The following is a 12671-nucleotide window of genomic DNA, read 5'->3' on the forward strand; positions in this document are numbered from 1 at the left end:
ATAATTAAAGGGGGTGGAGGCAGTGTCCTTGGAAATTCGGACAATACCAACTCAAATTGGCCTGCGGACGACTCCTCCTGTTTTGGAAATAAAGCAACCCCGGGGTGAATTGGAGGTAAAACAGCAGAAAACGGAATTAGTGATCGAGCGTGAACCTGTTAAGGTGCACATTGATCAAAAAGCTTGTTTTGCTGAATATGGGATTAAAAATACGGTAGAAATGGTGCGGGAAACCGCGGAATTGGCCAAAGAAATTGCATTCGAAGAAATTGGTCATTTGGCTCAAGAGGGAGACCAGTTAGCGGCAATAGAAAACTATCAAGGTGATATGTTCGGGGAATTGGCTTGGCAAAGAATGGAACGCTTTAATGACCATGAATGGAACATTGCTTTTATTCCTCAGGAACAACCTAAATTTGAAGTTACCGGAGATCTAAAACTAGATTGGCGGATCATTGAGGGTTTTATTCATTATACACCACGGTTTCCGGAAATTACTTATCATCCCGGTCAACTAGATATTTATATTCAACAATATGGTCGTGTAGAAATAAACTATGTTGATTTACAGGCATAAAGTGAGGGAAAATAATGTTTATTGAAACAAAGTATTTGGGAAATATGGAAATACCCGCAGAGAAAATTATTTTTTTTCCCCAAGGGCTTTTCGCTTTTGAAGATAAGCACCATTATGTGCTGATTGAACAAGAACATCCGCTTTGGCATTTACAATCTATTGAAGAATCTCAATTAGCTTTTCTGGTTCTCAATCCTTTTTTATTTAAACCTGATTATGAATTTCGATTATCTGCGGCTGATCAAGCTGAATTAGAAATTAAGAAACCTGAGGAATTGGCGGTGTTTTGTATTACTGCTATTCCCGGGGACATAAAAAAGGCTACTGTTAATTTATTAGCTCCCCTAGTAATTAACATATCATTAAAAAAAGGTAAACAAATCGTCCTTTATCAGCAGAACTATAACACGAAGCATCAATTATGGCCGGAAATGCAAACAGTAAGGGGAGGGGAGCATTATGCTAGTCCTAACACGCAAAAAAAATGAAAGTATTATGATTGGTGATGAAATAGAAATAGTGGTGCTCGAAATTACACCTACTCAAATTCGCCTCGGGGTGGAAGCCCCACAAAAGTATCCGGTGTATCGTAAAGAAATCTTTTTGGAAATAGCCGCGGAAAATCGTCGAGCTGGTCAAAGTGTATTTACTCAAGAGTTAAACAATAAATTGGGGGAATTCTTTCGGGAAATAGACGCTAAATCATGAAATAGGGGTTTGGCGTTTTCCTCTTTTTTAACGTATTTTCCTAAAAAAGTTGTTTAAAAGACTAAACTTTTCTCAATACTTTTCGATATGATAATTGAAGGATAAAATTATGTAAGGGCCCTATATAATTTTTACCTTTTCTTCAAGGATGAAGAAAATATAAAATATTCAAGGAGGAATTCAAAAATGAGAATTAATCACAACATTGCAGCGTTAAACACGTATCGTCAGTTAACGGTGAACAATGAAGCTAGTTCTAAGGCTATTGAAAAATTATCATCTGGTCTTAGAATTAACAGAGCTGGGGACGATGCAGCTGGCTTGGCCATCAGTGAAAAGATGAGAGGACAAATTAGAGGTCTAGAAATGGCTTCTAAAAATGCCCAAGACGGTATTTCCCTAATTCAAACCGCGGAAGGTGCTTTAAGTGAAACTCATGCTATCTTACAAAGAATGCGGGAACTAACCGTTCAATCACTTAATGATACCAACGAAGCTGAAGACCGTGGAGCTTTGAATGAAGAATTTATGGCATTAATTGCTGAAATTGATCGGATTGCCGATACTACTCAATTTAACGGTAAGGTGCTGTTAAATGGTGAGTTAGGTGGAGGGAAATTAGACGAGGACTCAGTGGAGGACTTAGCAGAAGCCGGTGTAGCCGGGATTACTATTGCCGGTGCGGAAGCTGGGGAATATAAGTTGGAATTGGATGAAACTACTTTAACTGTAACTCTCCCTGCTGAAGGGGAAGAGGATCCTACTACTATAGAAATAGAAGATGTGGAAGTACCAGAAGGTTTTGGGGTAGCTACTATTGAGCTAAAAGATGATACTGCAGATTTAGGTGTAGTCCTTAGAATTAATTCTAGTTTTGCAGATGAAACTGATGTTACATTTACGGTTGAATCCGGCTCGGAATTAAGCTTGCAAATTGGAGCTAATGAAAATCAAACAATAGAAATTGCCATTAATAATATGGATGCTGGGGCTTTGGGTGTAGCTACTACTAGTATTGCTGATAAAGATGGAGCCAATGAAGCTTTGGTTGCCTTAGATGGTGCTATTAAAGCTGTTTCTACACAGCGTTCTGCTTTAGGTGCTTATCAGAACCGCTTGGAGCATACAATCAGTAATGTAGATACTGCTGCGGAAAACTTGACAGCTGCGGAATCGCGGATTCGTGATGTGGATATGGCTAGAGAAATTATGGAATTCACGAAGACAGCTATTCTTACGCAAGCTGCTCAGGCCATGTTGGCTCAAGCTAATCAACAGCCACAGGGTGTATTACAGCTTTTAAGGTAGGGGAAAGCGGGTAAGGGATTCCTTGCCCGCTTTTTTTTCTTAGGGCTAAATTTTTGGGGAGTTTTGTTCGATAAGGTAGTAGGGACTCTTTTAGGAAAGTGAGGGAGGATGATGCGGGTAGAAGGGGTAAATTTGTTGGTGAGGGCTAATGAGGAGGTACAGGAAAATAATTTGCAAAAGGTTGTAGAAAATGAAGGAAAAAAGGAGATCACAGAAGAAGAGGTTATTCAGGCTATCGAAAAAGCTAATCAAAAAATTGAGTTCTATAATACTTATTTAGAATTCTCGATTCATGAAAAGACTAGGCAGATTGTTGTAAGAGTATATCGGGAAGAAGAATTGATTCGAGAAATTCCGCCGGAAAAGGTTTTGGATATGGTAGCTCAAATGTTGGAGTGTGCTGGTTTGTTGGTAGATGAAACTGTTTAGGGGGTAAGAAAATGCGAATTAGTGGTTTAGCCTCTGGTATGGATATTGATGAAATTGTTCAAGAGATGATGCGGGCTGAAAGAAAAAAGGTAGATGTGGTTGAACAAAATAAGCAGACTTTAGAATGGAAACAGGAAGCATACCAGACGGTAAATCGTTTGGTGGCTAATTTTATCTTGGAAAGCAAGAAGGCTTTTGGACTGACTCAGACTACTGTTTTTGGAGGGTTAGTTAGTGGAGGAGTAAAGAATTTAGATTGGGTGAAGAGTGCTTATGTAACTAATCAGGTAGCAGAGGCTAGGGCAATGGCTGGAGCTGTAGAAGGTAATTATGAGCTAGAAGTTTTGCAATTGGCTGCTAATTGGGCGGTAGCTAGTAAGGAACCTATTTCGGTTGGAAATAAGGGGAATTTGGCAGAGCAGTTTGGTTTAGAAGGGGAAATAGATTTTACGATTGTCACCAATCGGGGTGAAGTGCGAATTACAAAAAGTGATCTGAGTTCAGTACATATTTCAGATGTGGTTAATGAAATTAATCAGGCTGATATTGGGGTCAAGGCGATTTATGATCAAACAATGGATCGTTTTTTCTTGCAGACTACGCAAAGTGGCAGTGGGCAAACCGTGAAGATTGTGGAAGAGGGTATTAGTTTTATGGTGGGTGTGGATAGTGCACTAAAGTTGGGGTGTGAAGAGGGTGTTGTTTATTCTGGGAAAGATGCTTTATTTAATTGGGGAGCAGCTGAGGGAATTACCCAAGAGAATAATACTTTTATCTTAAATGGGGTGCAGATAACCTTAAAAGAAACAGGTATGACACGAATTAGTGTGGCTACTAATGTAGATGAAGTTGTTAAAAAGGTTACTGATTTTGTAGATGCTTATAATGAATTGGTTGATAAGCTTAATTTGTTGGTAGGTGAAAAAAGGTATCCGGATTTTAAGCCGCTGACAGATGAGCAGAAAGAGGAAATGACGGAAAAGCAGATTGAAAAGTGGGAGTCTAAGGCCAAAAGCGGCTTATTAAAAAGTGATCGTTTGCTAGAAAAAATGCTGCAGACGATGCGCATGGGAATGTATCAAGTGGTAGAGGGGGTAGAGGGGAGTTTTTCCCAATTGACTCAATTAGGCATTACGACTGAGGGGTATGTAGCCGGTTCACGGGGCGGTAAATTAGTTGTGGATACTGCTAAATTAACAGAGGCGGTATTAACAGATGTGGATGGGGTTTTAGAATTATTTTTTAAAACTGCGGATTCACATTTGGCTTTAAAATCGGAAGATCAATTGTCAGCAGAGGAAATTAAGGCTAAGCGGGCCCAAAGTGGATTAATTACACGTTTATATGACAATTTGATAGTGGAGATGAAGGGAGTTATTACTCAGGCGGGTACTGGGGAAGATAGTAATTTATATCGTAGTGTTAGTTCTTTAATGTTACTTGATTTTGTAACTACTCATGGCAGTATTAGTATGATTGATAAAAATATTGGTCAACTAGAAGATAGAATTGATACCATTAATTATTATTTAGTTAAAAGGGAAGCCCGTTATTGGCAGCAGTTTACAGCTATGGAAAAGGCCATTAACCAAATGAACCAGCAAAGTGCTTGGTTAATGGAACAATTTGGTGGAGGATTTTAGGGAGGGAAAAAGTGATGACAAATTATCATCAATATCAACAATATCAACAACAGCAGGTGTTTACTGCACCAGCGGATAAGTTATTGTTAATGCTTTTTGATGGAGCGATTCGCTTTTGTAAACAGGCTAATGAAGCTATCGAGGGGGAGCGGCTGGAGGAAGCATATCAGGCCTTAATTCGGGCTCAAGAAATTGTTTTGGAGTTAATGAATTCTTTGGAAAGAAATTTTGAGTTTACTGAGCAGTTATATGCTTTGTATGATTATCTTTATAGAAGTTTAATTACTGTGAACATGAAAAAGGATCTCGTGTTATTAAACGAAATTTTAGTAATGTTAATTGAATTAAGGCAGACTTGGGCTGAAGCGGCTGCACAGGTGCGTGGGACCAAGAAATTGGCGGTAGGTGGTGGTGGTCTTGAAGGCTAAACTTTTAAATTTAGTTTTCAAACGCATGGCCAAAGGATATCAAGAACAAAAAGTTTATTATCAGAAAATGTTGGAGGTGGCCCGAGAGCAGGAGGTTGTTTTAAATGAGGAAGAAGTAAATATGGAAAAGTTGTTTAATTTAATTGAACAGCGGCAAGAATTAATGGTTACTTTGGATAAAATGAATGTGGGCTTGGTTGATTTAAAAAAGGAAATTAGGGATGCTTTGGGAATAGAGGAATTTAAGATAAGTAGTATTCAGGAAAAAATTACAGGACCTGGAGTAAAGGCTTTGGCGGATGTTTTAGGGGAATTAAAAATTTTAGTAGAAAAGCTTAAAAAAGTGGATCAAAAGAATGAAATTACCTTAAGAAAGGTAATGCAAAAGACACAGGAACAATTGCGGATTTTACAAAAGAATAAAAAGGCAGATGAGGCTTATCAGGCTTCCCCCTTGAATGAAGAAGGGGTTTTTATTGATTATACTGAATAAAGGACAATCAAAGGGTTGTTCTTTTTTTTTGGGGGATAATAAAAATATTTTTTAGGTCCTTTTTTATCCACAGCTAAAAAGGCGATTAAGTGAGTTATTAACAGAGTTGCTCACATTATCCACAGATTTTTATGAAAAAAAGGAGAGAAAATATGTTTTGGGCTAGATCTTACATATTTTTTAGTGCTATTGCTTAAATATACAGATCCCTATATAATTGTTATTATTAAGTGAATAAGGAGGCTTTGAAAATGCAGAAGAGGAAATTATGGTTAGTAGTGGTTTTAGTTTTGGTGTTGATAGGAACTGCTTGTGGTAAACAGCCTAGTGAAGAGGTTGTTTATCAGGTAGGGTGTGAACCGACATTCCCTCCTTTTGAGTACAAGGACATTGAAACAGATGAGATTACCGGTTTTGACATTGATTTGATTAAGGCTATTGCCGAGGAAGAGGGTTTTCAAGTCGAGGTACTTAGTTTTGGTTTTGATGCTTTGATACCAGCATTACAAACTGGGACAATCGATATTGTTGCTTCGGGAATGACGATTGATGAAAAAAGAAGTAAGCAAGTTGATTTTACTAAGCCCTATGTTAATTCTGGATTAGCTTTGGCGGTGGCCAAAAATAATGAGACTATTAAATCTGAAGCTGATTTAAAGGGAACTAAGGTAGCGGTACAGATTGGTACTACCGGGGCTAAAAAAGCTAATGCTTTGAAGGATGCGGGAATTGTGGAACAGGTTAAAACGTTTGATACCATTGATGTTTTAATGGCAGAATTGGCAAAAGGATCCGTAGATGCGGTAATTAATGATTTACCAGTTACTCAGGAGTTTATTAAAAAGGGACAGCAGGAGATTAAAATTGTGGGTGAACCTTTAGATAGTGAACAATATGGTTTTGCGGTGGCTAAAGGTAATGAAGAATTATTGGAAAAATTGGATGCCGGTTTAGACAAAGTAATGGCCAGTGGGAAATATGAGGAACTATTGGAGAAATATGATTTGCCGGAGAATGCATGGCCTGAATAAAGAGGTGAAGAACAATTATTAATTTTGGGGAAGCCTTTTGGGAGGTATTACCGCTCCTGTTAGCAGGGGCGGTAACCACTTTGTGGATTACTGCACTAGCTGTTACCGGTGGAGTAGTAATTGGGTTAGTTATGGGTATAGCACGTTTGGCAGATAATTTTTTAGTAAGGACTTTAGCTCGAATTTATATTGATTTTATTCGAGGCACTCCTTTGTTGGTACAAATTTTGTTACTTTATTTCGGGATTCCCCATCTTTTGTTGATGATTACTAAACAGCAGATGCCAATTAATGTTTATGTGGCTGGGGTAACTGCTTGTGCCATCAATTCTGGTGCTTATGTTGCTGAAATAGTGCGTGCCGGAATTCAATCTATTGAACGGGGACAGACAGAGGCGGCCCGTTCCTTAGGAATGACGAAAGGGCAAACTATGAGGTACATTATTTTGCCACAAGCTTTTAAAAGGATTATTCCTCCTTTGGGTAATGAATTTATAGCTATGCTCAAGGATACTTCCTTATTAATGGTGATTGGGGTTGAAGAATTAACCCGTAAAGGACAACTTTATATTTCGGTAACTTTTGCCTCTTTTCCCGTTTATTTGGGGATTCTATTAATTTATTTGGTGATGACTTTAAGCATCTCTCGTTTGGTGACTTATGCGGAGAGGAGGCTGGCGGTCAGTGATTACAGTAACTGATTTATATAAATCTTTTGGTCAGTTGGAGGTATTAAAAGGTATAACTACTGAAATTAAGAAAAAAGAAGTGGTTGTAGTTATTGGTCCTTCTGGTTCGGGAAAAAGTACTTTTTTACGCTGTTTAAATTTATTGGAGCAACCGACAGCCGGAAAAATTGTGATTAATGATTTGGTGGTTACTGATCCTTGTACAGATATTAATCTTTTACGGGCTGAAGTAGGCATGGTTTTTCAGCATTTTAATTTGTTTCCTCACAAAACTGTGTTGGAAAATATTATTTTGGCACCGATGAAAGTTAGGAGATTATCCCGTGAGGCGGCTGAAGAGAAAGCCCGTAATTTACTACAAAAGATTGGTTTACTAGATAAGGCTTTAGTTTATCCTAGTGCTCTTTCTGGTGGCCAGCAGCAGAGAGCAGCCATTGCTCGGGCTCTAGCTATGCAGCCTAAGGTAATGCTATTTGATGAACCTACTTCGGCCTTGGATCCGGAAATGGTAGGTGAAGTTTTGGCTGTGATGCGGGATTTGGCGGAAGAAGGGATGACCATGATTGTAGTGACTCATGAAATGGGGTTTGCTAGGGAAGTGGGAGATCGGGTGCTTTTTATGGATGAAGGGCAAATTGTGGAAGAGGGTCCTCCAGAAAATATCTTCAAGGAAGCCCACTGTGAAAGGACTAGAGCCTTTTTGAGTAAGATTTTGTGAAAAGATTCCGGATTTGTTTGACATCATTTCCCGGTAGTGCTATAATCAGCAAAGTAGATTTAATCTATCAGTTACATTTTAGGAGGAATGTTTTACATGCAAGGAAAAGTGAAGTGGTTCAACAAGGAAAAGGGTTATGGGTTTATCGAGCGGGATGAAGGCAGTGATGTTTTTGTTCATTTTACTGCTATTCAGGAAGAGGGGTTTAAAACTTTATATGAGGGAGATGTTGTTGAATTTGAAATCGTAGAGGGGCCTAAAGGTTTGCAAGCAGCTAATGTTAGTAAGGTTTAAATGTTAAAAACACCCCGGTATTTTTACCGGGGTTTTTTGTTTGAGGCAGGTTTTTTTTATTAAAAGGAGAATAATTATTATAGAGAGGATTTTAAGGATCAGAGAGGAGGGGCAAAATGATTTTTCAATTTAGAGGTAAAAACATGCAGGTCACGGAGGCATTGAAAAAACATGCCACTAAAAAATTAGGTAAGTTGGATAAGTACTTTGATAATCCCCCGGAAGCGATTGTTACTTTATCGGTGGAAAAGGAACGTCAGCGTGTAGAAGTTACAATTCCTCTCAATGGCTATCTTTTACGTGGAGAAGAAGAGACAACAGATATGTATTCATCCCTGGATTTAGTAGTAGATAAATTAGAAAAACAGATCAAAAAATATAAGGCACGATTTAATAAAAAGAGAGGTGCTAGTATTAAGGACTTGGCACAGGATTTGGTTAAAAAAGAACCTGAAGCTGAAAGTCCACGTTTAGTGCGGACTAAACGGTTTGCAATAAAACCGATGTCTGTGGAAGAGGCACTTTTACAAATGAATTTACTAGGACATAGTTTTTTTATGTTCACTAATGCGGAAACAGAACAGGTAAATGTTGTCTACTGTCGGAAAGATGGTAATTATGGTTTATTGGAACCTGAAGTCTAAGCGGGGAAAGCGATATTTCCCCGCTTTTTCTATGTCTTGAATATTAATTGACAAAAAAAGAGGTTGTCGGTAAACTAAAAAAAGATGTTGACTTGGCGAGTGGGGGCCTTTGAATGAAAAAAATTAAATCATATTTGTTGACTTTTTTAGTGCTGCCGTTAATTTTACTATCACTGGTGGAAATTATACAGCGGGCCGATTTGCTTTCTTTTGCTGCTTGGCCGTTTACGCGGACGGGAGAATTTACGGTCAGTTTTTTATTGTTTGTGGCGATCTTGTGTATTGGTGCAGCTATTTTGCGGGAACTAAAACTGGCTTTTTTTGTTAGCTTGATTATTACCAGTTTATTTGCTTTAGTAAGTAGTTTAAAGCAAATGTTTTTAAAAGAACCTCTTTTACCCTGGGATTTTGTTTTGGGTAAAGAAACTACTGATATTGTTAATTATTTTACTGATTTTATTAATGCTCAGGTTGTTTTTTATCTTGTGGCCATTATTTTATTGGGTGTTTTTTTGTTCCGTTTTTGGGGTAAGAAGGTTTATCGTTATTCTTGGTTAGAAAGAATATTGTTTATTTTTTTGGCCTGTTTAATTTTAAGTTCAATTTGTTTAAACCGACCTTTAGCTTTGAAGCGTACTTTTGATTTGGAATGTGTTACTTGGGATCAAAAATTAAATGCTCAGCAAAATGGTTTATTGCTTTCTTTTTGCTTGAATTTACAGTGGCTTTCGGTACAGGAACCTGAAGGGTATCAGCCGGAAAAAATTAGGGAAATTATTGAGGATTATAATGAACAGCCGGCTTGGAGCAATCCGGGTATTAAGCCTAATATTATTATTATTATGAATGAAGCCTTTTGGGATCCCTGTTTGCTGCCTGGAGTTAGCTTTAGCCGGGATCCACTGCCATTTTTTCGGGCTCTGCAGAAGGAGCACAGTGGGGGTACTTTAATGGTGCCTGTTTTTGGAGGGGCTACTGTTAATACTGAATTTGAGGTTTTAACCGGAAATTCTACACAATTTTTACCAGGTGGTTCGATTGCCTATGCTCAGTATGTGCGGCAGCCGGTGGAGTCTTTAGCTAGTGTATTAGCTGGACAGGGCTATTATACAGCAGCGATTCATTCTTATCATAATTGGTTTTATCGGCGAAATGAGGTTTTTCGTAATTTAGGGTTTTCTAAATTTATTAGTAGTGAGTTTTTTGTTAATCCGCAAATAGAAAGATATTGTTATATTGCTGATCATGAGGTTTCTGATTTAATTATTGAGGAAGTTCAAGCTAGCAGAGACCCCAGCTTTATTTTTGCGGTAACTATGCAAAATCATGGTCCTTATGGTTTTGGTTATGAAAAGGGTTCGGAAATAAAAGTTAGTGGTGATCTTTCCGATGATGGTAAATATTATTTAGAAGTTTATGCACAGGGATTATTAGATGCTGATCGGGCTTTACGAATGTTAGTCGAGCATTTTGAAAAAGATACTCAACCAACCATCATTGTTTTTTTTGGAGATCATTTACCTTTTTTGGGTGAGAATTATCAAGTATATCGTGAAGTAGGTTATTATCAAGAAGATGGCAGTTATGAAGAATATCGGAAAATGTATTCTGTGCCTTTGTTGTTTTGGAGTAATTATTTAACTGAACAGGAAGAAATTAATTTAAATGCCTCTTATTTAGGTGCTTATTTATTACAAAGGGCGGGTTTAAAGGGCTCCCCTTATTTTCAATTTTTACAGGCAAAAGCCGAAGAAGTACCTTTGATTCCCAATCGGGCATTTTGCCAAAAAGCCGCTATTGATCCTAGTGTATTTGGGGATTATCAGTTATTACAATATGATTTATTGTTTGGTGAAAAATATCTTTATCAAGGGGAAAGTCCGGAGATAGCCCAAGCTGACTATTTTTTGGGTAGGGGACAAATGATAATTGAAGACTTGCAATTTAAAGATGGTTTTTTAGAAGTTAAAGGGGCTAATTTTGTACCTGACTGTCAGATTTATTTAAAGAATAAGGCACTAGAAACTAATTTTATTAGTGAAAGAAAGTTAACGGCTTTTATTCCGGAAAAAAAGCGTCGGCAATTGGCCGAATTACCGGTACAGGTAAAGTTGACTGATTCCTTACGTAATCTGCTCGCTGAGTCGAATTGCACAATATTAGCTAAAATGTTAAAATAAGATGATTAAAGGAAAAGCAGGTGCTGACAGGTGGTTTGGGGATTATTAAAAAATATTTTGGATCCTAATGCTAAAGAAATTAAACGTTTAAGTAAAAAGGTTGAGTTGATTAATGCCTTAGAGCCTGAAATGCAGGCTCTGAGTGATCGGCAATTAAAGAATAAAACTGCTGAATTTAAAGCTCGTTTAGCCGAGGGTGAAAAGTTGGCAGATCTTTTACCAGAAGCTTTTGCTGTGGTTAGGGAGACTTCGCGGCGGGTTTTAGGGTTAAGGCATTTTGATGTGCAATTAATTGGGGGGATGGTTCTAAATCAAGGCAATATTGCCGAAATGAAAACTGGGGAGGGTAAAACATTAGTAGCTACTCTCCCGGCTTATTTAAATGCCTTAACTGGTAAAGGTGTGCATATTGTTACTGTTAATGATTATTTGGCTCGCCGGGATAGTGAATGGATGGGACAAATTTATCGGTTTTTGGGTTTAACGGTTGGTTTAATTGTTCACGGTTTGGATTTTGCGGAACGTAAAGCAGCATATGCTGCAGATATTACTTTTGGTACAAATAATGAATTTGGTTTTGATTATTTGCGCGACCATATGGTTACTCATCCTGAACATTTGGTGCAGAGGGATTTGCATTATGCCATTGTGGACGAAGTTGATAGTATTTTAATTGATGAAGCCCGTACACCCTTAATTATTTCCGGTCCAGTGGCTCGACCTAAAGATTTGTATCAGCAGGTAGCTAAAATTATTCCTCGTTTTAAAAAAGGGATAGATTATAATGTGGATGAAAAGGCTAAAGTGGTAACCTTAACTGAGGATGGAGTTAGTAAAGCGGAAAAAATGTTGGCTGTAGCTAATTTATATGATGAAGTTAATATGGAAATAAGTCATCATCTTAATCAGGCTCTTTATGCTCATGCTTTACTAAAACGTGATGTTGATTATGTAGTTAAAGATGGTCAAATTATAATTGTGGATGAATTCACAGGCAGGTTAATGTATGGTCGGCGTTATAGTGAAGGATTACATCAGGCTATTGAAGCTAAAGAAGGGGTAACCATAGAAAGGGAATCGCAAACTTTGGCGACGATTACCTTTCAAAATTATTTTCGGATGTATGCTAAATTAGCTGGAATGACAGGTACAGCGGTTACCGAAGAAGAAGAGTTTAGAAAAATTTATAATCTTGAGGTTATGGTGGTGCCCACTAATAAACCGATGATTCGTGAAGATTTGTCAGATTTGATTTATCGTTCGGAAAAAGGTAAATTTGAAGCTGTAGTTGAAGATATTGCTGCTAGACATCAAAAGGGACAACCAGTATTAGTGGGGACCATTTCTATCGAAAAATCGGAACTGTTAAGTAAGCTCTTAAAGAAAAGGGGTATCTCCCATCAAGTTTTAAATGCTAAATATCATGATTGGGAAGCCCAAATTATTGCTCAGGCAGGTCGGCAGGGGGCTATTACGGTTTCAACTAATATGGCGGGAAGGGGTACAGATATTATTTTAGGTGGTAATCC

The 12671-nt window shown here is 37.9% G+C and carries 15 protein-coding genes; all 15 read left to right on the forward strand.

Annotation, left to right across the window (positions count from 1 at the left end; genetic code table 11):
• Positions 1-22: 22 nt before the first annotated feature.
• Entirely contained in the window at positions 23-577 is a 555-nt protein-coding gene (locus tag GX687_04695; GenBank protein ID HHX96744.1) for a hypothetical protein, read from the forward strand.
• Between the two features lie 14 nt (positions 578-591).
• Positions 592-1065 (forward strand): flagellar assembly protein FliW, encoded by a 474-nt coding sequence (locus GX687_04700; protein ID HHX96745.1) that lies wholly within the window; start codon positions 592-594, stop codon positions 1063-1065.
• The gene (gene csrA / locus GX687_04705; GenBank protein ID HHX96746.1) at positions 1037-1285 is read left to right on the forward strand and encodes a carbon storage regulator CsrA; all 249 of its coding nucleotides are present in this window, start codon (positions 1037-1039) and stop codon (positions 1283-1285) included. The genes GX687_04700 and csrA overlap by 29 nt, the downstream gene beginning before the upstream one ends.
• A gap of 186 nt (positions 1286-1471) precedes the next feature.
• The gene (locus GX687_04710) at positions 1472-2593 is read left to right on the forward strand and encodes a flagellin (protein HHX96747.1); all 1122 of its coding nucleotides are present in this window, start codon (positions 1472-1474) and stop codon (positions 2591-2593) included.
• A gap of 108 nt (positions 2594-2701) precedes the next feature.
• Positions 2702-3022, forward strand: coding sequence for a flagellar protein FlaG (locus tag GX687_04715; protein HHX96748.1), 321 nt, complete (start codon positions 2702-2704; stop codon positions 3020-3022).
• Positions 3023-3033: 11 nt separating this feature from the next.
• Positions 3034-4665, forward strand: a complete 1632-nt coding sequence (fliD, locus tag GX687_04720) for a flagellar filament capping protein FliD (protein ID HHX96749.1) — start codon at positions 3034-3036, stop codon at positions 4663-4665.
• A gap of 11 nt (positions 4666-4676) precedes the next feature.
• Entirely contained in the window at positions 4677-5093 is a 417-nt protein-coding gene (fliS, locus tag GX687_04725; GenBank protein ID HHX96750.1) for a flagellar export chaperone FliS, read from the forward strand.
• Positions 5083-5586 carry a flagellar protein FlgN gene (locus GX687_04730; GenBank protein HHX96751.1) on the forward strand — a complete coding sequence of 168 codons (504 nt, stop codon included), beginning with the start codon at positions 5083-5085 and terminating at the stop codon, positions 5584-5586. Before fliS ends, GX687_04730 begins: the two co-directional genes overlap by 11 nt.
• Before the next feature lie 251 nt (positions 5587-5837).
• Positions 5838-6617 carry a basic amino acid ABC transporter substrate-binding protein gene (locus GX687_04735; GenBank protein ID HHX96752.1) on the forward strand — a complete coding sequence of 260 codons (780 nt, stop codon included), beginning with the start codon at positions 5838-5840 and terminating at the stop codon, positions 6615-6617.
• Between the two features lie 14 nt (positions 6618-6631).
• The gene (locus GX687_04740; protein ID HHX96753.1) at positions 6632-7318 is read left to right on the forward strand and encodes an amino acid ABC transporter permease; all 687 of its coding nucleotides are present in this window, start codon (positions 6632-6634) and stop codon (positions 7316-7318) included.
• Positions 7302-8024 carry an amino acid ABC transporter ATP-binding protein gene (locus tag GX687_04745; protein ID HHX96754.1) on the forward strand — a complete coding sequence of 241 codons (723 nt, stop codon included), beginning with the start codon at positions 7302-7304 and terminating at the stop codon, positions 8022-8024. The genes GX687_04740 and GX687_04745 overlap by 17 nt, the downstream gene beginning before the upstream one ends.
• 96 nt (positions 8025-8120) lie before the next feature.
• A complete protein-coding gene (locus tag GX687_04750) occupies positions 8121-8318 on the forward strand; it encodes a cold shock domain-containing protein (GenBank protein ID HHX96755.1) in 198 nt (65 codons plus the stop codon).
• Positions 8319-8434: 116 nt separating this feature from the next.
• Positions 8435-8962, forward strand: coding sequence for a ribosome-associated translation inhibitor RaiA (gene raiA / locus GX687_04755; protein ID HHX96756.1), 528 nt, complete (start codon positions 8435-8437; stop codon positions 8960-8962).
• 113 nt (positions 8963-9075) lie between these two features.
• The gene (locus GX687_04760; protein HHX96757.1) at positions 9076-11142 is read left to right on the forward strand and encodes an LTA synthase family protein; all 2067 of its coding nucleotides are present in this window, start codon (positions 9076-9078) and stop codon (positions 11140-11142) included.
• A 30-nt stretch (positions 11143-11172) separates the two neighbouring features.
• Positions 11173-12671 (forward strand): preprotein translocase subunit SecA (gene secA, locus GX687_04765; protein ID HHX96758.1); only part of this gene is annotated, 1499 nt, incomplete at its 3' end.

This window comes from Clostridia bacterium, from assembly GCA_012841935.1.
In the GTDB taxonomy this organism is placed as follows: Bacteria; Bacillota; Peptococcia; order DRI-13; family DTU073; genus DUTS01.